Source organism: Streptomyces sp. NPDC088810 (assembly GCF_044750305.1).
In the GTDB taxonomy this organism is placed as follows: domain Bacteria; phylum Actinomycetota; class Actinomycetes; order Streptomycetales; family Streptomycetaceae; genus Streptomyces.
Map to the genome: position 1 here is coordinate 414,750 of NZ_JBIVJQ010000001.1, position 23,708 is coordinate 438,457.

Below are 23,708 nucleotides of genomic sequence, written 5' to 3' on the forward strand. Positions count from 1 at the left end.
GAGCGCTCAGCCTGACCCAAGGGTCCTTATTTTGGTGACCGTTGACCGAATCGAAATGAATGTATGGGGAAAACCCGCGATGGGATCCGAGCGGATCGGGGCCGGTTCGGCCCGGATTGTGCTCAGTTCTCCTTGGAGCGCGCGTAATGCCGGGACGCCTTGGCCCGGTTGCCGCATGCGGCCATCGAGCACCAGCGGCGGGTGCCGTTCCGGGACGTGTCGAAGAAGTACAGGATGCAGCTGCCGCCGGCGCAGGTGCGGATCCGCTCCGGGGCCCGGGTGAGCAGGTCCAGGTAGCTGCGGGCGGCGAGCCAGGCCGGGCCCCAGGCGGGGTCGGCGAACTCCGGCTCCTCGGCCGGGCCGCCGGCGGTGAGCCGGGCCCGGATCCGGCCGTGCTCCAGTACGGCGTCCACGAGCGGCGCCGCCTGCTGCGGCGACCCGTCCACCGCCGCCTTGACCGCCTCCCGGGCGGTGCGCAGATGACGCAGCACCTCCGCGTCGGCCGGATGGTCCCCGGCCAGCCCGTTGTCCGCGAGCCACACCGCCAGCCCGTCGGTGTCCGCGAGCAGGTCCTGGGTGACGCCGTCCCGGTTCCACCGGGTGTTGAGCAGGTCGAGCGCGAGCGGCTCACCGGTGAGCGGGCGGGGATCGCGGGCGGTGGACATCGGGCACTCCTCCTCGGCTAACCAGTCAAGCGTACGTGACCGGTTGACTCGCCACGAGCTAACCCTCTAACGTGAAACACGACGGTTAGACACGCCCGGCAAAGGGCACGCCGAAGGGGACAGTCATGACCTTGCGCACCGGCCACACCGGCCTGAACGTCACCGACCTCGACCGCTCGCTCGCCTTCTACCGGGACGTCCTCGGCTTCACCCTGCTCGCCGAGGGCAAGGAGGACGACCGGCGCTACGCGTTCCTCGGCGACGGCGGCGACCAGCCCGTCCTCACGCTCTGGCAGCAGGCGCGGGAGTCGTACGACGGCGGCCGGGCCGGACTGCACCACCTCGCCTTCACCGCCGACTCCATCGACCGGGTCCGGGAGTACGAGACGGCGCTCAGGGCCGCCGCAGTGGAGTTCGCCCACGAGGGCGTGGTCGCCCACCGGGAGGGCTCGGCCTCCGGCGGCATCTTCTTCCACGACCCGGACGGCACCCGCCTGGAGATCTCCGTCCCGCACGGCGCCGAGAACGCCCCCGCGCCCCACGCCTCCGCCCCGACCTGCGGCTTCTTCTAGACATGGACGTGTATCACGCGGGTTCGCGGGCCGTGCAGGACCGGGCCGGCGTCCGTGACCGCGCCGACCACGTGGGCCGCTCCCTGGGCCGGACCATCAAGCCGATCGCGGCCGCCTTCCTGGAGCAACAGCCCCTGCTGATCGTGGCCGCGGCGGACCCGGAGACGGGGAGGGTAGGGGCATCGGCACTCGCGGGAGCACCGGGCTTCGTACGGGCGACAGGCCCCAGGCGGATATCCGTGCACACCGCTGACCTGTCGGGCGAACGGCTGCGCGGTCAACCCGTCGGCACCATCGCCCTGGACCCCCGAACCCGCCGCCGCATGCGCCTCAACGGCCACCTGCACCCCACGGCAACCGGCTTCACCGTGGACGCGGACCAGGTCTTCTCCAACTGCCCGAAACACATCCAGCGAAGGGAGTCGTACGAGACGGTCGACCGCACCCCCGGCACCCCCCGCCACCTCACGCAACTCGGCACCGAGGAAACGGACTTCATCGCCGCCGCCGACACCTTCTTCCTCGCCACCGTGCACCGCACCGGCGCCGACGCCAGCCACCGCGGCGGCAACCCCGGCTTCGTCCAGGTCGCCTCACCACACGAGCTGACCTGGCCGGACTACTCCGGCAACGCCATGTTCCTCAGCCTGGGCAACCTGCACGCCGACCCCCGCGCCGGCCTGCTCTTCCTGGACTGGGAGAGGGGCACCACGCTCCAGCTCACCGGCGAGGCCCGCACCGAGTTCGGCCCGGACGGCACCCGTACCGTCCGCTTCACCCTCACCGAGGCCCGGTGGACCCCGGCCGCCCTGCCCCTGCGCTGGTCGGCACCGGAATATTCGCCCGCCAACCCGGATCCGGCGCGTTAACGTCCGTCCATGCGACGGAACTTGAGGGTGGCGGCCTACGCCGTGTGCGTCCGTGACGGACAGCTCCTGCTCGCCCGCTCGCCGGCGGCCGACGGCACGCCCGAGTGGGTGCTGCCCGGCGGCGGCATGGAGCACGGCGAGGACCCGTACGACACCGTCCGCCGCGAGGTCGCGGAGGAGACCGGCTACCGCATCGAGGTGACCGGTCTCCTCGGCATCGACTCCTCCCGTCACGTCTTCCCCGGCGGACGCCCGCTGCGCCGCACCGACCACCACGGGGTGCGGATCCTGTACGAGGGCGAGATCACCGGCGGCGAACTCCGCTACGAGGTGGGCGGTTCCACCGACCTCGCCGCCTGGCACGACCTTGCCGCCGTACCCGGCCTGACCCGCATCCGGCTGGTCGACATCGCGCTGCGGCTGTGGCGCGAACGCCCGCCGCACGGACGCCTGGCGGACCGACCCGTACCCCGTCGGATGAACGAGGAGTGACCGGCTCCGGGCGGGCCGCGATCCACTCCGTGACCGCGGCCGGTACCCCGTGATCCACGTACGGTGATCGGCGCTGCGCGTTGCCACCGCGTTCACGCGCAGGCCATCCCCGCTGCCAACGATCCACAGTGAGCGGGACGTTCGCGTCCGCGACGGCCCGCGACCACTGCCGACGCGTTCGCACTCGGGGAGATCGCGCCATGTCGCGCATACGCTCTGTCACCGCCTCCGCTCCGGGGGTCAACCGCCGTACCGTCCTCGCCGCCGCCGGAGCCGTCTCGCTCTCCGCGGGCGTCGGCTACGCCCTGCGCCCCACCGACAGCCAGGCCGCCACCACCGCCGAGGCACCGGTCGCCCGGTCCCGGCAGGCCTCCGCCGCGGCCCCGCTCGCCCCCTACACCAAGGGCACCACCGTCGCCTCCGTCGCCGCCCCGCGGAACAGCTCCGGTTACCGCCGCCTCGGCGACGGGCCCGGCTGGAAGCGGGTCGTGCGCGACGAACTGGCCGCACCCAAGTCCGGCCGGGCGGGCCGCCGTACCGCCCTCGCCGCGTTCGTGCAGTTCACCGACCTGCACCTGATGGACGTCCAGCACCCGCTGCGCCTGGAGTACCTGCGCTCCCGCGACGTGCACGCCTGGCGCCCGCACGAGGCGCTGACCGTGCCCGGCGCGATCTCCCTCGTGGAGCGGGTCAACGCGCTGCGCGGCGCGCCCGTCACCGGTGCCCCGCTGCACTTCGTGATGACGACCGGCGACAACACCGACAACAACGCCCACTCCGAACTGGAGTGGTTCATGAAGGTGATGAGCGGCGGCCGGATCACCCCGAACACCGGGGACCCCGGGCACTACGAGGGCGTGCAGAACAGCGGGCTGAAGCTGTACTGGCAGCCCGGCTCCGCCACCCGCGACCACGACAAGGCGCTCGGCTTCCCCCACCTGGAGAAGTTCCTGGCCGCCGCCGTCCGCGAGGTCCGCAGCCCCGGGCTCGGCCTGCCCTGGTACTCCACCGTCGGCAACCACGACGCCCTCCCGCTCGGCTGCTACGGCTCCCACGGCGACCGCTACCTCGCCGAGGCGGCCATCGGAGGGAAGAAGCTGATGAGCGTCTCCGCCGCCGACGCCAAGAAGCTCCAGGACGCCATCCGATACGCCAAGGACCCCAAGGGCGTCGGCTACCGCGACTTCCTCAAGGCCCACGCCCGCTCGATGCGCTCGGTCACGCCGGACGAGAAGCGCGCCCCGTACACCCAGGCCGACTACCTGAAGGCCCACCTCGACCCCGCCCACCAGGGGCACGGCCCGGTCGGCCACGGCTACTCGTCGGCGAACCTGGACGCGGGCACCCAGTACTACGCCTTCCGCATCTCCGACGACGTCATCGGCATCAGCCTCGACACCACCGACGCCGGCGGCCACTACGACGGCTCCCTCGGCACCGCCCAGCTGAAGTGGCTCGACAGGACGCTGAAGGACAACAAGGACTCCTACGCGGTCGTCTTCAGCCACCACACCAGCAAGACCATGACCAACACCCGGCCCGACCCGGCCCGCCCGGGGGAGAAGCGGCACAACGGCGCCGAGGTGATCTCCGTGCTGTCCGCCCACGCCAACGTGCTGGCCTGGGTGAACGGGCACATCCACAAGAACGTCATCACCCCGCACCGGGCCGGGGGCGGGCGCTCCTTCTGGGAGATCTCCACCGCCTCGCACGTCGACTACCCGCAGCTCGCCCGGATCATCGAGCTGGTCGACAACAAGGACGGCACCGTCTCCCTGTTCACCACCCTGATCGAGTCCGCGGCCCCGCACCGCACCGACTACGCCGACCTCTCCCAGACCGGCCTCGCCGCGCTCTACCGCGAGCTGTCCTGCAACGCCCCCGGCGCCAACACGACCCTCGCCGGTGCCGCGGCCGACCGGAACACCGAGCTGGTGCTGCGGAAGGGCTGAAAGTCACCCAACCGGCCTACATCCAGGCAACCTTCGCACAACGCTCCCGGGTCCCTCCCCCCGACCGCACCGCACACCACAGGTTGGGGAAGACATGCGCGCACGCACGGCTCTGGCGGGCACCACCGCCCTGCTCCTCTCGGCGGCCCTCGCGGGTCCGGCCCTCGCGGCCGGACCCGCGTCCCAAGGGCACACCGCGACCCGCGAGGCCCTCGCAGCGGCCGTCACGGCCGGCGTACCCGGCGCGACCGCCACCGCGCGGGACGGCCACGGCACCTGGTCCGCCACGGCCGGCGTGGGCGACACCCGCACGGGCAGGCCGCGCTCGGCAGCCGACCACTACCGCGTCGCCAGCATCACCAAGACCTTCGTCGCCACCGTCCTGCTCCAGCTGGAGGCGGAGGGTCGGCTCTCCCTGGACGACTCGGTGGAGCGGTGGCTGCCGGGAGTGGTCCGCGGCCACGGCCACGACGGCCGCAAGGTCACCCTGCGGCAGCTGCTGAACCACACCAGCGGCATCCACGACTACCTCGACGACGCCGACTTCCGCCGCGACTACTTCACCGAGGACGGCTTCTCCGAGCACCGCTACGACACCCTCACCCCGCAGCACCTGGTCGGCCTCGCGCTGCGGCACGCGCCGGACTTCGCGCCGGGCACCTCCTGGCGGTACTCCAACACCAACTACGTGCTCGCCGGCATGGTGATCGAGAAGGTGACGGGCCGCCCGTACGGCACCGAGATCACCCGGCGGATCATCACACCGCTGCACCTGAGGGCCACCTCCGTGCCCGGCACCCGGGTCACCCTGCCGCGGCCGGGCAGCAGGGCGTACTCGACGTTCAAGGTCCCCGGCGGCCCGGCGTACGACGTCACGGAACTCAACCCGTCGCTGGCCTCCTCCTCCGGCGAGATGATCTCCGACTCCGCCGACCTGTCCCGTTTCTACGGCGCCCTGCTCCGCGGCGAGCTGCTCCCGCCGCAGCAGCTGAAGGAGATGAAGACCACGGTGGCCACCGGGGTCGCGCCCCGCATGCGCTACGGCCTCGGTCTCATGGACACCCGGCTGACCTGCGGTGCCCATGTCTGGGGCCACACCGGCGGGATCCACGGCTCGGTGTCCGAGACGGCGACGACGGCGGACGGCCGGCACTCCCTGGCGGTCAACTTCAACGGGGACTGGGCCGGGGAGACCTCGGACGTGATCGAGAAGGAGTTCTGTCAGCCGGCCTTCCATCCCGACACCCGGGTGAGCACCGGCAGGTAGCCGAGGGACTGTCCCGGTGCCGTCGGGTGGTACGACTCGGTGATCGCCAGTACGTCGACACCGCGCAGCCAGGGCCGGGACGAGCAGATCTCGTGCCCGGCGAAGGCGGCGGTGACGTCGGCGAAGGTGAACCCGTGGGCGCCTGCACGCTGGGCGATGACCGCGTTGAGGTGGTCCACGGCGTCGTTCAGGGTGGCCCGTTCGCCGTCCGGGAGGCCCAGCGCGCAGGCGCCCCGCAGGTGGTACAGGTGCGGGTAGCCGAGCACCACGACACGGGCGGCGGGGGCCCGGTTCCGGATGGCCGAGTAGAGCCGGTCGAGGCTGCCGGAGAGAGAGCCGTCCATGGTGGTGCGGGCTCGGGAGACGGCGGACAGGCACCCTTCGGCGCCGCCCAGCGCGCAGCTCGCGATGACGGAGACGAAGCCCGAGTCGCTGCCGCCGGCGGTGAGCGTGACCAGTCCGGTGCCCGGGCCGAGATGGCCGAGCTGGTCGGTCAGGACGTCGTCGGCGCCGGCGCCGTTGCACGCGGCGAAGGTGAAGGACGCCGGCGCGTGGGCCTCGGCCCACAGCACGGGGAAGGCCCGGCTGCTGCGCTTGCACTCCTTGCCGGAGGCCAGGTAGTCGCCGGCTCCGGCACCGGAGGAGTAGGAGTCGCCGAGGGCCACGTAGCCGCCGGCCACGGTGCGGGGTGCCACGTGTGCCGTCGCGGGATCGGCGAACGCGCAGGCGGCCGCGAGGAGGAGGGAGCACGCGCCTGCCGCTATTCGGGGGTGTCTCATGACTCTCCTGTACCGCGGCCGGCTCCCTGCCCGCCCGCCCTGCTCGTCCGTTCCGGTGAACCCTCACCCGGCCGGCGCAGCAGAAGTGGACGGGCGGCGGCACGCGTGAGGAGGGGCCGCCGGTGTCCGGCCGGCGGCCCCTCCTCTCCCCTCCTGAGGGCCCTCGGACCCTCCCGGCGCCGCCCCGGTCCGTCACTACCGGGGCAGCACCAGGACGTACGCGGCCGGGTCGCGGTCCCCGGACGCCATCAGCGCGGTCCGCACCACCGTCGCCTGCTGTTCCAGGGAGTCCCGGAGCTTCCTCGGCGTGAGGTGCACGACCGTGATGCCGAGGCGCTCCAGGTGCTCGCGCTTGCGGGCGTACTCCGACCACAGCGCGTCGTCGTCCTGCCGGGGTGCACGGGTGTCGAGTTCGACGGCGACCGCCTGGTCCGGCCAGTAGGCGTCCAGGCCGCCGAGGTGCGGGCCGCCGGGCAGGCGCAGGTCGACGTTCCAGACCGGGTCGGGCAGGCCGTGCTCGCGGACCATCCGGTACAGGCGGTCCTCGGCGATCGAGCGGCCCTCGGCGACCAGCGCGTCCACCGCGTCCACCACGTGCGGGCGGTTCAGCAGCTTCGCCAGGGTCAGCTCGCGGACCACGGCCGCCGGTTCGCAGTGGCCGCCGCGCACCGCCTCGGTGAGCAGCCGCCGTACCGCCTCCGCGTCCATCAGCTCCGCCACCGCGTCCGCCAGCGCCCGTGGCACCGGTGTCACCGGCAGGCCCGACACCGCCTGCGGGGCGGGCAGGGACGGGGTGCGCAGGACGCGGACGTAGCCGGCGGAGCGCAGCCGGCGCAGGCGCGGGACCAGGACGTCCACGTGGTCCAGGGAGGGCAGTGGCGGGGTGGACGAGAAGCCGTGCAGGGTCAGCGCGGCCAGGCCGGTGAGCACGGCCTCGGTGTACAGCGGCCGGTGCGGGCTGTCGGCCGTCGGCTGGGCCGGGACGGCCGGCTCGGTGGCGCGGGCCGCGTACAGCAGGGCCCCGTGCAGCCGTTCCTCGCCGGTGGGCGGGCCCGGGTGCAGCAGGATCACGTTCGGGAGCAGCTCCCGCCAGGGGCCGTCGGCCCGGCACTGCTCGGACAGCTCGGCCGGTGTCACGCCGTGGGCGCGCAGCTGGGCCGTCGTCAGGACGCGGCGGTGGGCGTCGGAGAGGTGGCGCAGGGGGCGGGGGGAGAGCGGGGTGTTGTGGGTCATGGCCTCGGGATTCCCGCGCCCGGTCATGCCCTTAACCGCTGTTACACGCCCGTCGAGGAATGCGGACAAGGCGGGACTAAAGGTCAGGTGTTCGGATGCCGAGTAGAGACGGAAAACCCCTGGTCCGATCGGGTGCGGACCAGGGGTTACGGCTGTGTTTGACCGAATTTCGTAACGGTCACCGCCCGGGAAAGCTCAGGCCAAAGCTCACCGGTCGCCGGCCGCCGCGTCGCACTCCTGTGCGCGCAGCGCCCGCGCCAGATCGTCCCGTGCCTCCAGTACCAGCCGGCGCAGCGCCGGCGCCGCGTCGCCGTGCGCCCCGAGCCACGCGTCCGTCGCGTCCAGCGTCTCCCGCCGGTCCTGGTACGCCGGGAACAGACCCCGCACCACGTCCATGCCGATCTGGATCGACCGCTCCCGCCACACCCGCTCGATCGCCGCGAAGTACAGCTGCGCGTACGGCGCGGTCAGCTCCCGCTGCGACGGCTGCTGGAAGCCCGAGATCGTCGCCTCCACCAGCGCGTTCGACAGCGCGTCGGACTCCACCACCTGCGCCCACGCCTGCGCCTTGACCGCCGCCGACGGCCGCGCGGCCAGGCAGCGCACCTGGTGCCGCTTGCCCGACGCCGTGTCGTCCCGGGCCAGCTCCGCGGCCAGCACCGACTCGTCCGCCGCCCCGTGCGCGGCCAACGGCTCCAGGAACGCCCAGCGCAGCTCCTGGTCCACCTCCAGACCCTCGATTCCGGTGGTGCCGTCCAGCAGATCCGCCAGCAGCTTCAGGTCCGGCTCGGCGGAGGCCACCGCCGCGAAGAACCGCGCCCAGGCCAGCTGGTGCTCACTGCCCGCCTCGGCCGCCCGCAGCTCCCGCAGCGCCCCCTCGGCCAGCAGCTCCCCGCCGGTCTCCCGCCACGCCGGCGCCGCGTAGTGCACCAGCGCCGAGTTCGCCCAGGCGTGCAGCATCTGCAGCACACCGATGTCCGACTCGCGGCCCGCGAACCGCAGCACCAGGTCGATGAAGTCCCGCGCCGGCAGCAGCCCGTCGCGGGTCAGGTTCCACAGCGCCGACCAGCACAGGGCGCGCGCGAGAGGGTCCGTCAGCCCGCCCAGGCCGGACCGCAGCGTCGCCAGCGAGGTCTCGTCGAACCGGACCTTGCAGTAGGTCAGGTCGTCGTCGTTGACCAGCACCAGCTCCGGTGCCTCGGCGCCCGCCAGCTCCGCCACGACCGTACGCGGCTCGTGCAGGTCCGTCTCCACGCGCGCGTACCGCTCCAGCGCCCCCTCGGACGTACGGCGGTACAGGCCCACCGCGATCCGGTGCGGACGCAGCTCCGGGTGCGACTCGGGAGCCTCCTGGAGGATCGCCAGCTCCGCGATCCGGCCGCCCTCGGTGTCCAGCAGCACCTGCGGGGTCAGCGTGTTCACCCCGGCCGTCTGCAGCCAGGACCGCGACCACGCCGTCATGTCCCGGCCGCTGGTCTCGGCCAGCACCGACAGCAGGTCGCCCAGGCGCGTGTTGCCGTACGCGTGGCGCTTGAAGTAACGCCGGGCGCCTTCGAGGAAGGCGTCCTGGCCGACGTACGCCACCAGCTGCTTGAGCACCGAGGCGCCCTTGGCATAGGTGATGCCGTCGAAGTTCAGCTTGGCGTCCTCCAGGTCACGGATGTCCGCCGTGATGGGATGCGTGGACGGCAGCTGGTCCGCGCGGTACGCCCAGGCCTTGCGGCGGTTGGCGAAGGTGATCCACGCGTCCTTGAAGCGGGTCGCGCCGACGTTCGCGAACGTGCCCATGAAGTCCGCGAAGGACTCCTTCAGCCACAGGTCGTCCCACCACTCCATGGTGACCAGGTCGCCGAACCACATGTGCGCCATCTCGTGCAGGATGACGTTGGCCCGCGCCTCGTACGACGCCTGCGTCACCTTCCCGCGGAAGATGTACTCCTCGCGGAAGGTCACCAGACCCGGGTTCTCCATCGCGCCCAGGTTGTACTCCGGCACGAACGCCTGGTCGTACTTCCCGAACGGGTACGGGTGGTCGAAGTGGTCGTGGAAGAAGTCCAGGCCCTGCTTGGTCACCAGGAACACGTCGTCGGCGTCGAAGTGCGGGGCGAGACCCTTGCGGCACATCGCGCCGAGCGGGATCTCCAGCTTCGTGCCGTCCTCGAAGGTCCGGGTGTAGGAGTCCGTCACATAGTGGTACGGGCCCGCCACCACGCACGTGATGTACGTCGAGATCGGCTTGGTCTCCGCGAACCGCCAGATGCCGTCGGCCAGTTCACCGGCGCCGTTGCTCCACACCGTCCACCCCTCGGGCGCCTGCACCTCGAAGCGGTACGGCGCCTTCAGGTCCGGCTGCTCGAAGTTCGCGAACACCCGGCGGGCGTCGGCCGGCTCGTACTGCGTGTACAGGTAGACCTCGCCGTCCTCCGGGTCGACGAAGCGGTGCAGGCCCTCACCCGTGCGCGAGTAGGCGCACCGGGCGTCCACCACCAGCTCGTTCTCCGCGGCCAGGTCCTCCAGTGCGATCCGGGAACCGTCGAACACCTCGCCCGGGTCCAGATCCCGGCCGTTCAGCGAGACGGACGTCACGCTCGGCGCGATCAGATCGGCGAAGCTGGAGGCGCCCGGCTCGTTGCAGCGGAAGCGGACGGTGGTCAGCGAGCGGAACGTGCGCGGCTCGCCGCCCGCGTCGCCGACGGCGGACCGCAGGTCCAGGGACACCTCGTAGCCCTCGACGGACAGCAGGGCGGCCCGCTCCCGGGCCTCGTCGCGGGACAGATTCTCACCGGGCACGGACGGCACTCCCTCGTGATCGCGCGGATGGCGGTTGAACAGGACCGATCCTCCCATGCGCCCCTGACAGGGGGGACGGGGAATGGCACGGCCGACCCGCGCGTTTTCCGGGGAAAGTGATACTGACGAGGAGAGACATGTCGGACAAGACCCCCGTCGACTTCTGGTTCGACCCGCTGTGCCCCTGGGCCTGGATGACCTCCCGCTGGGTGCTGGAGGTGGAGAAGGTCCGCGACATCGAGGTCCGCTGGCATGTGATGAGCCTCGCCGTGCTCAACGAGAACCGGCTGGACGAGCTGCCCGAGGAGTACCGCGAGATGCTCGCGACCAAGGCGTGGGGCCCGGTCCGCGTCGTCATCGCGGCCCAGCAGGAGCACGGCGAAGCGGTGCTCGGCGACCTCTACACGGCGCTCGGCACCCGCATCCACAACCAGGGCGAGGGCCCGGAGAAGTCGGCCGTGGCCGCCGCGCTGCGGGACGTGGGGCTGCCCGAGTCCCTCATGGACCACTGGGACTCCACCCCGTACGAGTCGGAGCTGCGCGCCTCCCACAAGGAGGGCATCGAGAAGGTCGGCCAGGACGTCGGCACCCCGGTCATCGCGGTGCCCGGCCCCGACGGCGAGGAGATCGCCTTCTTCGGCCCGGTCGTCACCCCCGCCCCGCAGGGCGAGGCGGCGGCCCGCCTGTGGGACGGCACGCTCGCCGTGGCCTCGGTGCCGGGCTTCTACGAGATCAAGCGCTCCCGCACCAAGGGCCCCGACTTCAGCAACCTGTGAGTTCGGGTGACGGGCCCGGCGGCCGGCACCCCGCAGGGGCGCGGGGAAGTGCGCGACCAGCCACGACGGCGCCGCAGCCGCCCGCCAGCGCGACCCGGCAGTTCCTGCGGAGCACTCAGCGCCGGGCCCGTTCCCGTGCCGCAGCCAGCAGCTCCAGGTGCTCCTCGTACCCCTTCGCGTAGTACGCCGCCCGGTCCGGGTCCGGCTCGATCACCCGGGTCGGCCCGGTCCAGGCGGCGGTGTCCAGGGGCATGCCGTACCGGGCGGCGGCCGCGAGCACCGCGCCCCGCGCGCCGACCTCGCCCTCCACCACCTTCAGCGGCCGGCCCAGCACATCGGCCAGCAGCCCCGTCCAGGCGAGGCTGCGGGTGCCGCCGCCGCACACCGCGAGCGAGCCGGTCAGGCCCGCCGCCTCCAGGCAGTGCCGGGCCGCGTAGCCGATGCCCTCGCAGGTGGCCCGGACCAGGTCGGCGGGGCGCGTCTCCAGACAGACCCCGAGCAGCTCGGCCCGCAGCCTGGGCTCCACGAAGGGCGCCCGCTCACCGGACGGCGCGAAGTACGGCAGCACCCGCACCCCGGACGAGCCCGGCGGGGCGGCGACCAGCAGGTCGTCCAGTTCCTCGTGCCGGGCCCCCGTCGTGCGCAGCACCCAGTCGAGCGCCGCCGTGCCGACCATCGCGGGCATCGCGCGCAGCCAGTGGCCCGGCCGGTCGGTGGAGATGTACAGCCCCGCCGGTTCGCCGTCCAGGTCCAGCTCGGTGGTGGCGACCAGGCTCGCCAGACAGGTGCCCACGATCAGCAGGCCGTCGCCGGGCACGGTGACCCCGGCGCCGAGCGCGCAGGCCGGCAGGTCGTACGGGCCGTTCGCCAGCGGGGTCCCGGCGGGCAGCCCCTCGCCGCTCGCCTCGCCGGTCGCGATCGGATCGCCGATCCCCGGGAGCAGTCCGCGCCGGTGGGCGAGGCCGAGGAGTTCCACCACCCCGTCGTCGTACGACCGGGAGCGCGGGTCCAGGAACGGCATCGACGCGTCCGACACGTCCGTCACCGCCCGCGCCGCGCCGGTCAGCCGCTGGAACACCATGTCCTTGCAGTAGACGGCCGCCGCGGCGGCGTCCAGGGCCTTCGGTTCGTGCCGGTCCAGCCAGGCCAGCAGCGGTCCCGGGCAGCCCGGGAACATCGCGCTGCCGGTGCGCCGGAAGACGGCCTCGAAGGTGCCGTCCGCCAGCCACCGGTCCACCAGCTCGTGCGCCCGGCCGTCCATCCAGGACAGCGCCGGCCGCACCGGGCGGCCCGCCGCGTCCACCAGCCACACCCCGTCACCCTGCCCGGTCAGCCCGGCCAGTTCCACGGGCGCCTCCAGCCGCCCGGTCAACGCCCGCAGCACACCGACGACGGCCGCGTACACCTCCCGCATCTCCTGTTCCACGGCCCCCCTGCGCACATCGAGGTGCACCGGCCGTGCCTCGACGGCCAGTTGCCGCCCGGCCCGGTCGAAGGCAGCGGCCTTCACCAGGGAGGTCCCCACATCGATCCCGACGAACATGCCAAGCCTCCCGGGGAATCAGGTCAGACAGTGCGCGAGGGGCTCCCCGCGCACCCAGCGGCCCACCTCGGCGGCGGCGATCCGGGCGGCCTTCTCCGCCACCGCACGGCTGGCCCCGCCCAGGTGCGGGGTGAGCACCACCCGGTCGGACAGCGCGCGCAGCCGGGAGTCCGGCGGCAGCGGTTCGCGGGCGAAGGTGTCCAGGGCCGCCGCCGACAGCCGGCCCTCGGCCAGCGCGTCGCACAGCGCGTCCTCGTCCAGCAGCGGACCCCGGGCCGCGTTGACCACCACCGCGCCCGGCGGCAGCAGCGCCAGCTCGCGGGCGCCGATCAGACCGCGGGTTTCGGCGGTGAGCCGGGCGTGCAGGGTGACGACGGCGGAGCGGCGCAGCAGGTCGTCCAGCGCGGACAGGCGCAGCCCGTGCACCTCGCCGCGCGCGTACGGGTCGTACACCATCACCCGCGCCCCGAACGCGCACAGCACCCGGGCGACCCGGCTGCCGACCGCGCCGTAGCCGACGAGCCCGACGGGCAGGTCCTCCAGCTCCAGGCCGCTGTGCTCGTAGGTGTAGTACGACGCACCGGCCCAACTGCCCTGCCGCGCAAGGAGGTCATGGGCCTGCGGGATGCGGCGCAGGGCGGCGAGCAGCAGACCGACGGTGAACTCGGCGGTGGCCGCGGCGTTGCGGCCGGGCGCGAAGCACACCCGCACGCCGTGCCGCCCGGCCGCCTCCAGGTTGACGTTGACCGGTCCGCCCCGGCAGACGACGACCAGCCGCAGCCCCGGGCAGGCGGCGAGGACGCGTTCGGTGACCGGTCCCATCTGGGTGACGAGCACCTCGGCGCCGTCGAGGGCCGCGATCAGCGCCTCCTCGGCGTCGCTCGCCTCGCTCACCTCGGCCACCGGCCCGAACGGCTCCAGCGGCCAGCCCAGGGTCAGCTCCCGCACCGCGCAGTCGGCCTCCTCCGCCAGCGCGGCCGTGATCAGGGACGGCAGGACGAAGTGGTCGCCGGCGGCCACCACACGCACACCACTGGAGGTCATCTGAGGGAGTCTCCCGTCTCGGCGTCGAGGACATGGGCCGGTCCCCGCGACCGGTAGGTCGTGCGCAGCTCACGTGGCTCCGGCGCGGTCATCGCCCTCCCCCGTCCCGGCGGCGGTGGCGCACACCTCGTAGCGCACCTTGTGCTCGTCCAGGTCGCGCAGCGCCTCCGGGGCGGCCCCGTCGTCCACCAGCAGCAGGTCGAAGCGGGAGAGCGGGGCCACCCGGTGCAGGGCGACCCGGCCCAGCTTGGTGTGGTCGGCGAGCAGGACGTTCCGGGCGGCGATGTCGAGCATCGCCCGCTTCACCGACACGATGTGCTGCTCCTGGTGGTAGGCGTAGCCGCCGTGCACGCCGGAGGTGGACACGAAGCCGACGTCGACGCGGAGCTGGCCGACGGCCTCCACGCAGGACACCCCGAGGAAGGAGGAGTGCAGCGGGTCGTAGTCGCCGCCGAGCGCCACCAGCCGGATGCCCCGCTGGTCGGCGAGGAGGTTGATCGCCTCCAGGAAGTTGGTGACGACGGTGAGCGGGGTGATCCCGCCGAGCCGCAGCCGGCGCGCTATCTCCAGGGTGGAGGTGGAGTCGTCCAGCAGGACGGCCATGCCGGGCTCGATCTGCCGCATCGCCCGCTCGGCGAGCGCGGCCTTCTGCGGGCGCATGGTCTTCAGCCGGTACTGCACGTTCGACTCGAACACCCCGGACGGCTGCGCGGTCACCCCGCCGCGGAACTTCCGTACGATGCCCTGCCGTTCGAGTTCGTCCAGGTCCCGGTGGATGGTCATCAGGCTCACCCCGAACCGCTCGGCCAGCTCGGCCGCGCTCGCCGAGCCCTCGGCGAGGACGAGTTCGGCCAGGGCGGCCTGCCGGGCCGCGGGTCCCTGCTGTGCCTTGTCCATCCGGGACCTCCGTCGGTGGGGCGGTGGGGTCGGGCGGGTTCACCGGGCGAGTCGACTCGACAACAGAGGGTGTATCGGCGGTGAAACGCCGTCAATCCCTTGTGCACGGGGAAATCAGGGGGAAATCTCGGAGGAGCGTGGGAAGTTCACAGGACCGGTCGCGAAGAGCGGAGGTTCGGATGGATGAGGCGTGGCTCGGGGTCGACCTCGGCACGCAGGGGGTGCGGGCGCTGCTGGTGACGGCCGACGGCAGGGTGCCCGGCAGCGGTGCGGCGCCGCTCAGCCGGGGGCGCCGGGAGGGGGTGCGGCACGAACAGGACCCGGGGGAGTGGTGGGCGGCGGTGGGCGCGGCCTGCCGGGCGGCGCTCGCCGGGGCGCGGGTCCGGGTGGCCGGGGTCGCGGTGTGCGGGACGTCCGGGACCGTGCTGCTCACCGACGACGGGGGCCGGCCGGTGAGCCCCGCGCTGATGTACGACGACGGGCGGGCCGCCGCCGAGGCGGGCCGGCTGCGCTCCGCCGGGCTCGTGGTGCAGGACACCTGGGCGCTGCCCAAGGTGCGCTGGCTGGTCGGCGCGCACGGCCCGGGCCGGGTCGCCCACCAGCCGGACGTGATCACCGCCCGGCTGGTCGGCCACCCGGTGCCCAGTGACTCCAGCCACGCCCTGAAGACGGCCTACGACCTGCACCGCGAGGCCTGGCCCGACCTCACCGGACTGCCCGCGGGCGTCCTCCCGGAGGTGGTACGGCCCGGCACCCGGCTCGGTGAGGTCTGCCCGGCCGCCGCCGAGGCCACCGGAATCCCGGCCGGCACGCCCGTCGTCGCGGGCATGACCGACGGCTGCGCCGCCCAGATCGCCGCGGGCGCGCTGCGCGAGGGCTCCTGGAACTCGGTGCTGGGGACGACGCTGGTCCTCAAGGGCGCGGCGGCGCAGCCGGTGTCCGACCCGGCCGGCGTGGTCTACAACCACCGCGCGCCCGACGGCACCTGGCTGCCGGGCGGGGCCTCCAGCGTGGGCGCCGGTGTGCTCACGGCCCGCTTCCCGGGCGCGGACCCGGCCGTGCTGGACGCCCGCGCCGCCGCCTTCGAACCCTCGACCGCGGTCGCCTATCCGCTCGTCTCGCCCGGCGAACGCTTCCCCTTCCTCGCCCCGCGGGCCACCTCCCTGCTGCTCGGCGACCCGGAGTCGGACGCCGACCTGTGGGCGGCCCTCCTGCAGGGCGTGGCCTTCACCGAACGCCTCTGCCTGGACTACCTCCACCACCTGGGCGCCCCCCTCGGCGGCCCCCTCACCGTCACCGGCGGCGGCGCCCGCAGCGCGTACTGGACCCAGTTGCGCGCCGACGTCCTGGGCCGCCCGCTGCGCGTCCCGGCCCGCACCGAACCGGCGTTGGGCATGGCGGCCCTGGCCGCGTACGGCACCGGGGCGGGGCCGACGCTCGCCGCGGTGGCCGAGGGCATGGTGCGCACCGGCACCACGGTCGAGCCCCGCCCCGGCCGCACCGCCCGCTTCACCGAGCCCTACGCCCGGCTGGTGGGGGAACTGGAGGCGCGGGGGTGGCTTCCGCACCCGGTGGCCGCGCACGCGCGGGCGCGGCTGTGAGACGCGCTCCGCCCGGGATACTGCTGCCCATGACTCCCACCACCCTTCTCCTCGCCCGGCACGGGCAGACCGTGTGGCACGCCGAGAACCGGTACGCCGGCGTGAGCGATGTGGCCCTGACGGACACCGGGCGCGACCAGGCCGAGGCGCTGGGGCGGTGGGCCGCCGGGCACCCGGTGGACGCGGTGTGGACCTCGCCCCTGTCCCGGGCGGTCGCCACCGCAGAGCCGGCCTGCCGGGCCCTGGGACTCGTCCCGCGCCGGGAGCCCGGCCTGCGGGAGTGCGACTTCGGCGTGCTGGAGGGCCGTACCCTCGCGGAGTTCGCGGCGGACGACCCGCCCGCGGCGGAGGCGTTCCGCGCCGACCCGGTGGCGCACCCCTTCCCCGGCGCCGAGGACCCCCGTGCGGCGACGGCACGCGGCACCGCGGCCCTGCGCCGGATCGCCGCCGCCCACCCCGGCGAGCGGGTCCTGGTCGTCGCCCACAACACCCTGCTCCGCCTGGTGCTGTGCTCCCTGCTGCACATCCCGCTGTCCGAGTACCGCCGGGTCCTGCCGCGGCTGCACAACGCGGCGCTGACCGAGCTGCGGATCGACGGCGAGCAGGCCGCGTTGCTCTCCCTCAACCTGCCTTCCTGCTGATAAGCTGCAATTGCGACTTGGTCGCAATAAGAGCGTCCGAACCCTCGTGATCGTCTTCTCACCCTTCACGGCGGCGGGGCGCCGGAGCACCACGAAGGCCCCCACGTGTCACACGTGGGGGCCTTCGCCGGAACGTACGGCGGTCAGCGCCGGGCGCGCACCCGCTGCCGGACGTAGCCGACGGCCGCCAGGGCCAGCGTCATCACGCCCGTCGAGTACAGCTGCACCCGGGTGTCCGGCTCGCGGGCCATCAGGACGAAGATCGCGGCCATGCCGGCCAGCGCGACCCAGGTCAGCCACGGGAACGCCCACATGCGCACGACCAGCTTCCCCGGCGCCTCGCGCTCGATGCGGCGGCGCAGCAGCAGCTGGGAGACCGCGATGAAGATCCAGACGACCAGGATGACCGCGCCGATCATGTTCAGCAGCCACTTGAAGGCGCCGTTCGGGCTCCAGTAGCTGAGCAGGACGCAGACGAACCCGAGGACGCAGGAGACGAGGACCGCGATCCGCGGGACCCCGCCGGACAGCTTCGCCAGCGCCTTCGGGCCCTGGCCGCGCTCGACCAGCGAGAAGGCGATGCGCGAGGAGCCGTAGATGTTGGCGTTCATCGCCGAGAGCAGGGCGACCAGGACGACGACGTTCATCAGCTGGCCGGCGCCGGGGATGCCGAGGTGGTCGAGCGTGGCGACGTACGGGCCCTTCTCGACGACGTCCTTGGAGTCCCACGGGATCAGGGTGACGACGGCCGCCATGGAGCCGATGTAGAACAGGGCGATGCGCCACATCGCGGTACGCACGGCGGAGGCCACGCCCTTGACCGGGTTCTCCGACTCGGCCGCGGCGATGGTGACCGTCTCCATGCCGCCGTAGGAGAAGACGGACGCGAGCAGGCCGATGATCAGGCCGTCGCTGCCGTGCGGGAAGAAGTGGGTGAGGTGCGAGGCACCGGGGGAGTCCGTGCCGGGCAGCACGCCCGCGATGGCCAGGGCACCCAGGATCAGGAACAGGCTGATCGCGCCGACCTTCAGCGCGGCGAACCAGAACTCGAACTCGCCGAAGTTCTTCACGGCGGCCAGGTTCGTGCCGCAGAAGACGACCATGAACAGGGCCACCCACATCCACTCCGGCGTGCCGGGCAGCCAGCCGGAGACGATGTGCGCGGCGCCGATGCCCTCCAGGCCGACCGCCGTGCACAGCAGCACCCAGAACGACCAGCCGGCGGCGAAGCCCGCCCACGGGCCGATGGCCCGCTCGGCGTGCGCGGAGAAGGAGCCCGACGACGGGTAGGCGGCGGACATCTCGCCGAGCATCCGCATCACCAGCATCACCAGGAGGCCGGAGAGGGTGTAGGCGATCACGATGGACGGGCCGGCGGCGGCGATGCCGGCACCGGAGCCGACAAACAGGCCCGCGCCGATCACACCACCGAGGGCGATCATCGACAGATGGCGCTGCTTGAGGCCATGGGAGAGGGAGCCGTCCGCCTGCTGCTGCGGCGGCGTCTCCTTGGTCGTGCTGCTGGGCATGGGTGCGGCTCCCCCAGGGCAATGGGCGGGCAAAAACCCCGCCAGTGTGGGCGGCCCGTCCGCTCACGCGAAGCGGCCGCCCACTATCCGGACACCTTGTCGTACGGAGGGTGAATATACGGCTACGCGGCCACGGGTGTGTAGTGGGAGGCGTCCCCCTCGATCGAGTAGCTCTCCTTGCCCTCGGTGCCGACGGGGACGTCACCGGCGACGGTCACCCGGTGCAGGCGGCGCGGCAGGCCGTCGTAGTTGTCGATGGCGTAGTGCTGGGTGATGCGGTTGTCGAAGAGGACCAGCTGGTTCTCCGACCAGCGGTGGCGCAGCACGTTCTCCGGACGGGTGACGTACGCCTGGAGCAGGTCGAGGATCTTGCGGGACTCGCCGAGCGACAGGCCGACGATCCGCTGCGCGAACCCGCCGACGAACAGCCCCCGCTCCCCGGTCAGCGGGTGCACCCGGACCACGGGGTGGGCGGTGCGGTACGTGATCGACGTGAACTGGGCGCGCTGGGCGGCCTTCTCCTCGTCGATCTCCTCGTCCGGCACCGCGTAGTCGTAGTCGTTGGTGTGCTCGGCCCACAGGGTGTCGGCCAGCCGGCGCAGCGGCTCGGGCAGGTCCCGGTAGGCGGCCGCCGCGTTGGCGATCAGCGTCTCGCCGCCGTACGGCGGGACGGTGAGCGAGCGCAGGGTGCTGGCCTGCGGCGGGTTGAGGACGAAGGTGACGTCGGTGTGCCAGTGGTTGGCGCGGCCCCGCTCGCTGTCGACCGGCAGCACGTTGGGGGCGCCGTCGACCGCGCCGACCGTCGGATGGGCCGTGGTCAGGTCGCCGAGGTGGCGGGCGAAGGCCTGCTGGCCGGCGTCGTCCAGGCGCACGTCGTCGAAGACGAGCGCCTTGTGGACGTTGAGGGCCTCCCGGATCGCGGTGACTTCCTCCGGCCCGAGCGGCCGGGAGATGTCGACACCGGAGACGCGGGCGCCGATGCGCGCGGTGACCTTGGTGATCTCGATGGGCATGGGGATTCCTCTCAGACGAGGGCGGGGGCGGGGGCGGGAGCGGGGGTCAGGTACTGGTTCGCGGGGCGGGGCAGGCCGTAGCGCTCGCGCAGGGTCTGCCGCGGCCCGTACGCGGTGCGCAGCAGACCGCGGCCGCGCAGGACCGGTACGACGTGCTCGACGAACGCCTCCAGACCGGAGGGCAGCACGGCCGGCATGATGTTGAAGCCGTCGGCGGCGCCCTGTGTGAACCAGGTCTCGATCTGGTCGGCGACCTGCTCGGGTGTCCCGGCGACGGTGAGGTGCCCGCGCCCGCCGCCGAGCCGGCCGATCAGCTGCCGCACGGTGAGCCGCTCGCGCCGGGCCAGCTCCACGACCAGCGTGTACCGGCTCTTGGCGCCCTCGATGGCGGACTCGGGCGGCAGATCGGCGGGGAGCCGGCCGTCCAGCCGCAGTGTCCCGGCCGGCAGCTGCAGCAGGCTCTCCAGACGGCCCACCCCGTGCTCGTACACGATGTGGTCCTCCAGCAGCCGCTCGGCGGCCCGCGCCTCGGCCTCCGTCGACCCGAGTACGGGAACGATCCCGGGCAGCACCTTCAGGTGCTCGGGGTCCCGGCCCGCGGCCCGGGTACGGGACTTCAGGTCGGCGTAGAAGGCCTGCGCGTCGGCGAGGGTCTGCTGGGCGGTGAACACCGCCTCCGCGTACCGGGCGGCGAACGCCTTGCCGTCCTCCGAGGAGCCGGCCTGCACCAGCAGCGGGTAGCCCTGCGGGGTGCGCGGCACGTTGAGGGCGCCCTCGACGCCGAAGTACGTCCCCTTGTGCCGGGGCGGGTGGATCCTGCGGTCGTCGCCCCAGACGCCGGCCGCCTTGTCCGCGACGATCGCGTCGTCCTCCCAGCTGTCCCACAGCTTGCGGGACACCTCCAGGAACTCGGCGGCGCGCGCGTACCGCTCCGCGTGCGGGGGTTCCTCGGCGAGCCCGAAGTTCCGGGCGGCCTCCGCGCCGGCGGTGGTGACGATGTTCCAGCCGGCCCGGCCGCCGCTGACGATGTCCAGCGAGGCGAACCTGCGGGCCAGGTTGTAGGGGGAGTTGTAGGAGGTGGAGGCGGTGGCGATCAGGCCGATGTGCTCGGTGGCCGTCGCCAGCGCGGTCAGCAGGGTGAGCGGTTCCAGCGCGCCGGCCGGCCGCTGGGCGAGGCTTCCCCACAACTGGGGGCCGTCGGCGAGGAAGAGGGAGTCGAAGGTGCCGCGCTCGGCGATCCGGGCGAGCCGGACGTAGTGGCTCAGTTCCACGTGGGCGTACGGATCGCTCTCCGGGAGCCGCCACGACGCCTCGTGGTGGCCGGTGTTCATCAGGAACGCGTTCAGGTGGAGCTGTCTCGTGGTCACCGGTGGTCCTCCGTGACACCGAGGGCGGCCAGCAGCCGCTCGCGGTACTCGCCCAGCACCGGCTCCCGGTAGGAGCGCGGGTGGGGGTGGTCGATGGTCAGGTCGAGGCCGATGCGGCCGGAGTCCAGGACGAGGACCCGGTCGGCGAGCACGATCGCCTCGTCCACGTCGTGGGTGACGAGCAGCACCGACGGCCGGTGGCGCTGCCACAGCTCGCGCAGCAGGGTGTGCATCCGGATCCGGGTCAGCGCGTCCAGCGCGCCGAACGGCTCGTCGGCCAGCAGCAGTTCCGGCTCGCGCACCAGGCAGCGGGCGAGTGCCGCCCGCTGGGCCTCGCCGCCGGACAGCTCGCCCGGCCAGGCCCGCTCCCGGCCGCCCAGGCCGACCTCCGTCAGGGCGGCCCGGCCGCGTTCCCCGGCGTCCTTGCCGTCGAGGCCGAGCAGGACGTTGTCCAGCACCCGCCGCCAGGGCAGCAGCCGCGAGTCCTGGAAGACGACCGACACCCGCTCGGGTGCCGTCAGCTGCCCGCCGCCGGCCACCCCGTGGTCCAGGCCGGCGATCGCCCGCAGCAGGGTCGACTTGCCGGAGCCGCTGTGCCCGAGCAGGGCCGTGAACTGTCCGGCGGGCAGTTCCAGATCGATGCCGTCGAGGACCGTACGGCCCTCGAACGACCGGGTCAGGCCGTGCAGCCGCACGGCGGGCCGGGTCAGTTGCCGAGTGTGCGGCGCCATGACAGCACCCTCCGTTCGATGAGACGGACCACGCTGTCGGAGACCAGGCCGAAGACGCCGTAGATCAGCAGGCCGACCAGGATGACGTCGCTCTGGCCGTAGTTCTGCGCCTGGAACATCATGTAGCCGAGGCCGCTGGTGGCGTTGATCTGCTCCAGGACCACCAGGCCCACCCAGGAGCCGGTCACACCGAGCCGGAGTCCCACGAAGAATCCGGGCAGCGCGCCGGGGATCACGATCCGGCGGACGAAGTCGAGCCGCGACAGGCCCTGCACCTCCGCGAGTTCGACGAAGCGGCTGTCGATGCCGGACAGCGCGGCGTGCGTGTTCAGATAGATGGGGATGTAGACGACGATCGCGATGATGGCGATCTTGAAGGTCTCGCCGATACCCAGCCAGAGGATGAACAGCGGGATCAGACCGAGGGTGGGGATCGCCCGGTTGAGCTGCACGGTCCCGTCGATCAGGGCCTCCCCGACCCGGCTCAGACCGGAGACGAGCGCGAGCAGCACCCCGGCGGTCAGGCCGATCGCGAATCCGTAGCCGGCCCGCTCCAGCGAGGTCAGCACATCGGTGGACAGGGTGCCGTCCGTCCACAGGTGGCCGGCCGTCCTCAGCACCGTCCAGGGCGCCGGGATCGCACCTGGGTCGAGCGCTCCGGCGGCCGAGGCGCCGGCCCACACGGCGAGCAGCGTCAGCGGGCCGACCAGCCGGGCGGCGGGCAGCCGGCGGCCGGGGGACAGGCGGCGGCGCCTGCGGACCTGGGAGAGTTCCCCGACGGCCGGCGCCGCCACGGCCGTCGTCGTCGTGGTCACGGCGGTCACCTCCGGTACTCCTCGGGTACGGCCTTGGCGGCGATCGACTCGAAGCGGTGGTCGAAGAGCGAGGACACGTCGAACTTCTTCACGAAGCCGCCCTCGGCGAGCAGATCGGCGGTCTCCTGCTCCCACCGGATCGCCTCCGCCCAGCTGGGCGGGAAGAGCGGCTTGTTGGCCAGCTTCGTGATGCTCCGGGCCTGTGCGAGGGTCAGGTTCTGCGTCTTGACGTAGAACTCCTCGTTCCAGACGTCCGGGTGCTCGTACTGCCACACCTGCCCCTTGGCCCACTGCGGGATGTAGGCGGCGATCGCGGCGGCCTTCGCCGGGTCGTTCAGCACGGACTGCGGGGCCCACAGCAGGTTGAGCAGGTCGACCACGTCGGTGGGGATGGCCCGGGCGCCCTTGGGCTCGTACTGCTTCAGGTAGGCGGGCGCCTGGTTGATGGCCAGGGGGGCCACGTCCACCTGCCCGGACTGCAGGGCGGTGAAGAACTGGTTGCTGGTCAGCGGGACCAGCTTCACCTCGTCGTAGGCCAGTCCCGCCTTCTTCAGCGCCCGCAGCAGCACCACGCCCTGCGCCTGGCCCTGGGAGAACGCGAGCTTCTTGCCCTTGAAGTCGGCGACCGTGCGGACCTCGCTGCCGGGCCTGGTGGCGAAGAGGTAGTTGGGCTTGCGGGTGATGTCGATCGCCACGATCTTCGCGGCGAAGCCCTGGTAGTGCGCCTGTATCGGCGGGATGCCGGCGTTGTTGGCGAGGTCCAGGGACTTGGCGCGGAACGCGTTGATCACGTCCGGGCCCGCCCCGATGTTCACCCAGTCGGACACCCTGAACGGCAGCTCGGGCAGCTTCGCCAGCCTGAACTGCAGCTGCTGCTGACCCAGATAGGAGGCGATCTTCAGGCTGGTTCCGGCCGGGACCTCGGCGGCGAGCGGCTCGGTGGCGGCGCGGCCGGTGTCGGCGGCGGCGTTGCCCTGCGCGCAGCCGGACAGGCCGGCGACGGCGGCGGACGCGCCGAAAACGGATGTGAGAAAGGCACGACGGTGCATGGGAGGACTCCCAGGAGAAAAGAACGGGAAAAGACGGCGAAAACGCAGGAGGAATTCCGGGCGGGCAGGCCGGAGGAAGAGGA

21 protein-coding genes are annotated in these 23,708 nt (G+C 72.9%); 8 read left to right on the plus strand and 13 right to left on the minus strand.

All coding sequences use genetic code 11. The features are described from left to right. Positions 1 to 122: 122 nt before the first annotated feature. A complete protein-coding gene (locus tag ACIP4Y_RS01880; protein ID WP_401386477.1) occupies positions 123 to 665 on the minus strand; it encodes a CGNR zinc finger domain-containing protein in 543 nt (180 codons plus the stop codon). A 125-nt stretch (positions 666 to 790) separates the two neighbouring features. Here ACIP4Y_RS01880 and ACIP4Y_RS01885 point away from each other — a divergent pair, with 125 nt between their 5' ends. The 5 genes from ACIP4Y_RS01885 to ACIP4Y_RS01905 all read left to right on the plus strand — a co-directional run bounded on the left by ACIP4Y_RS01885 (position 791) and on the right by ACIP4Y_RS01905 (position 5,817). After that, positions 791 to 1,237 (plus strand): VOC family protein, encoded by a 447-nt coding sequence (locus ACIP4Y_RS01885; RefSeq protein WP_401386480.1) that lies wholly within the window; start codon positions 791 to 793, stop codon positions 1,235 to 1,237. 2 nt (positions 1,238 to 1,239) lie between these two features. After that, positions 1,240 to 2,106: a pyridoxamine 5'-phosphate oxidase family protein gene (locus ACIP4Y_RS01890; protein WP_401386483.1), complete on the plus strand. Its 867-nt coding sequence runs from the start codon at positions 1,240 to 1,242 to the stop codon at positions 2,104 to 2,106. Positions 2,107 to 2,115: 9 nt separating this feature from the next. Then, positions 2,116 to 2,598 carry an NUDIX hydrolase gene (locus tag ACIP4Y_RS01895; RefSeq protein WP_358644517.1) on the plus strand — a complete coding sequence of 161 codons (483 nt, stop codon included), beginning with the start codon at positions 2,116 to 2,118 and terminating at the stop codon, positions 2,596 to 2,598. A gap of 200 nt (positions 2,599 to 2,798) precedes the next feature. Then, complete coding sequence (locus ACIP4Y_RS01900; protein WP_401386487.1) at positions 2,799 to 4,550, plus strand: TIGR03767 family metallophosphoesterase; 1,752 nt, start codon at positions 2,799 to 2,801, stop codon at positions 4,548 to 4,550. A 94-nt stretch (positions 4,551 to 4,644) separates the two neighbouring features. Beyond that, on the plus strand, positions 4,645 to 5,817 hold the full coding sequence (locus ACIP4Y_RS01905) for a serine hydrolase domain-containing protein (RefSeq protein WP_401386490.1): 1,173 nt from the start codon (positions 4,645 to 4,647) through the stop codon (positions 5,815 to 5,817). Here the strand turns inward: ACIP4Y_RS01905 and ACIP4Y_RS01910 are convergent. The 3 genes from ACIP4Y_RS01910 to pepN all read right to left on the minus strand — a co-directional run bounded on the left by ACIP4Y_RS01910 (position 5,772) and on the right by pepN (position 10,619). After that, positions 5,772 to 6,596: an SGNH/GDSL hydrolase family protein gene (locus tag ACIP4Y_RS01910; protein WP_401386493.1), complete on the minus strand. Its 825-nt coding sequence runs from the start codon at positions 6,594 to 6,596 to the stop codon at positions 5,772 to 5,774. The two genes, ACIP4Y_RS01905 and ACIP4Y_RS01910, sit on opposite strands and share 46 nt — an antisense overlap. 195 nt (positions 6,597 to 6,791) lie before the next feature. Beyond that, positions 6,792 to 7,829 (minus strand): hypothetical protein, encoded by a 1,038-nt coding sequence (locus ACIP4Y_RS01915; RefSeq protein WP_401386496.1) that lies wholly within the window; start codon positions 7,827 to 7,829, stop codon positions 6,792 to 6,794. Positions 7,830 to 8,036: 207 nt separating this feature from the next. Beyond that, positions 8,037 to 10,619, minus strand: a complete 2,583-nt coding sequence (pepN, locus tag ACIP4Y_RS01920) for an aminopeptidase N (protein WP_401386498.1) — start codon at positions 10,617 to 10,619, stop codon at positions 8,037 to 8,039. Positions 10,620 to 10,756: 137 nt separating this feature from the next. Here pepN and ACIP4Y_RS01925 point away from each other — a divergent pair, with 137 nt between their 5' ends. Continuing rightward, a complete protein-coding gene (locus ACIP4Y_RS01925) occupies positions 10,757 to 11,395 on the plus strand; it encodes a DsbA family protein (protein ID WP_358644529.1) in 639 nt (212 codons plus the stop codon). A 115-nt stretch (positions 11,396 to 11,510) separates the two neighbouring features. On the opposite strand, the gene ACIP4Y_RS01930 is transcribed toward ACIP4Y_RS01925, so the two are convergent. From ACIP4Y_RS01930 to ACIP4Y_RS01940, 3 genes are all read right to left on the minus strand, one after another. Further along, entirely contained in the window at positions 11,511 to 12,938 is a 1,428-nt protein-coding gene (locus ACIP4Y_RS01930; RefSeq protein WP_401386501.1) for an FGGY family carbohydrate kinase, read from the minus strand. Between the two features lie 18 nt (positions 12,939 to 12,956). Beyond that, complete coding sequence (locus ACIP4Y_RS01935) at positions 12,957 to 13,982, minus strand: 2-hydroxyacid dehydrogenase (protein WP_401386504.1); 1,026 nt, start codon at positions 13,980 to 13,982, stop codon at positions 12,957 to 12,959. 69 nt (positions 13,983 to 14,051) lie between these two features. Continuing rightward, on the minus strand, positions 14,052 to 14,879 hold the full coding sequence (locus ACIP4Y_RS01940) for a DeoR/GlpR family DNA-binding transcription regulator (RefSeq protein WP_401386507.1): 828 nt from the start codon (positions 14,877 to 14,879) through the stop codon (positions 14,052 to 14,054). A 179-nt stretch (positions 14,880 to 15,058) separates the two neighbouring features. On the opposite strand from ACIP4Y_RS01940, the gene ACIP4Y_RS01945 reads away from it, so the two are divergent. Together ACIP4Y_RS01945 and ACIP4Y_RS01950 are read left to right on the plus strand one after the other, a co-directional pair. Beyond that, positions 15,059 to 16,480 carry an FGGY-family carbohydrate kinase gene (locus ACIP4Y_RS01945; protein ID WP_401386509.1) on the plus strand — a complete coding sequence of 474 codons (1,422 nt, stop codon included), beginning with the start codon at positions 15,059 to 15,061 and terminating at the stop codon, positions 16,478 to 16,480. 29 nt (positions 16,481 to 16,509) lie between these two features. Beyond that, a complete protein-coding gene (locus ACIP4Y_RS01950) occupies positions 16,510 to 17,121 on the plus strand; it encodes a histidine phosphatase family protein (protein ID WP_401386512.1) in 612 nt (203 codons plus the stop codon). Positions 17,122 to 17,264: 143 nt separating this feature from the next. Here the strand turns inward: ACIP4Y_RS01950 and ACIP4Y_RS01955 are convergent, their stop codons facing one another. The 6 genes from ACIP4Y_RS01955 to ACIP4Y_RS01980 all read right to left on the minus strand — a co-directional run bounded on the left by ACIP4Y_RS01955 (position 17,265) and on the right by ACIP4Y_RS01980 (position 23,625). Beyond that, entirely contained in the window at positions 17,265 to 18,650 is a 1,386-nt protein-coding gene (locus tag ACIP4Y_RS01955; RefSeq protein ID WP_401386515.1) for an amino acid permease, read from the minus strand. 122 nt (positions 18,651 to 18,772) lie between these two features. Beyond that, complete coding sequence (locus ACIP4Y_RS01960) at positions 18,773 to 19,663, minus strand: TauD/TfdA dioxygenase family protein (RefSeq protein WP_401386518.1); 891 nt, start codon at positions 19,661 to 19,663, stop codon at positions 18,773 to 18,775. A gap of 11 nt (positions 19,664 to 19,674) precedes the next feature. Further along, on the minus strand, positions 19,675 to 21,030 hold the full coding sequence (locus ACIP4Y_RS01965) for an LLM class flavin-dependent oxidoreductase (RefSeq protein ID WP_401386521.1): 1,356 nt from the start codon (positions 21,028 to 21,030) through the stop codon (positions 19,675 to 19,677). After that, positions 21,027 to 21,761, minus strand: coding sequence for an ABC transporter ATP-binding protein (locus ACIP4Y_RS01970; protein WP_401386524.1), 735 nt, complete (start codon positions 21,759 to 21,761; stop codon positions 21,027 to 21,029). Before ACIP4Y_RS01970 ends, ACIP4Y_RS01965 begins: the two co-directional genes overlap by 4 nt. Continuing rightward, positions 21,737 to 22,585 carry an ABC transporter permease gene (locus ACIP4Y_RS01975; protein WP_401386527.1) on the minus strand — a complete coding sequence of 283 codons (849 nt, stop codon included), beginning with the start codon at positions 22,583 to 22,585 and terminating at the stop codon, positions 21,737 to 21,739. Before ACIP4Y_RS01975 ends, ACIP4Y_RS01970 begins: the two co-directional genes overlap by 25 nt. Beyond that, entirely contained in the window at positions 22,582 to 23,625 is a 1,044-nt protein-coding gene (locus ACIP4Y_RS01980; RefSeq protein ID WP_401386530.1) for an ABC transporter substrate-binding protein, read from the minus strand. Before ACIP4Y_RS01980 ends, ACIP4Y_RS01975 begins: the two co-directional genes overlap by 4 nt. Between the last annotated feature and the right edge of the window lie 83 nt (positions 23,626 to 23,708).